Consider the following 433-nt stretch of genomic DNA (forward strand, 5'->3'; position numbering starts at 1 on the left):
GGCTGGGCCCGCGGGGCAGGCGGTCGGCGTGTTCCACCCGCGGATGGCGGGCGTCATCGCGGGCGTGTTCGCCGCGCGCGGCTGCTCGTGGCTGGGGTGCCGCGGCGGCGACGGGCTCGACGAGCTGACGACCACCGGCACGTCCACGGTGTGGGTGGTCCGCGACGGGACGGCGGCGGAGACGGTGTTCGACCCGGCCGACCTCGGCATCCCGCCCGCGCGGCCGGAGGACCTGCGCGGCGCCGACGCGGCGTTCAACGGCCGGGTGGCGCGCGAGACGTTCGCGGGCGCGAAGGGGCCCGTCCCCGACATGGTGCTGCCGAACCGCCCCGCCACCCTCACCCCCTACGAGGGGACGCCCCCCGCCGGCACGGCCACCGAGGCACTGGGCGACGCCTTCGGCCGCACGGCCCCGGCCGACGACTCGGGCGCG

1 pseudogene is annotated in these 433 nt (G+C 79.4%); it reads left to right on the forward strand.

From position 1 onward, the window contains the following. Positions 1–433 (forward strand): annotated as a pseudogene (locus HUX53_RS00020) (anthranilate phosphoribosyltransferase); the annotation flags it as partial.

This window comes from Actinomadura sp. BRA 177 (assembly GCF_013372625.1).
Lineage (GTDB): Bacteria > Actinomycetota > Actinomycetes > Streptosporangiales > Streptosporangiaceae > Spirillospora.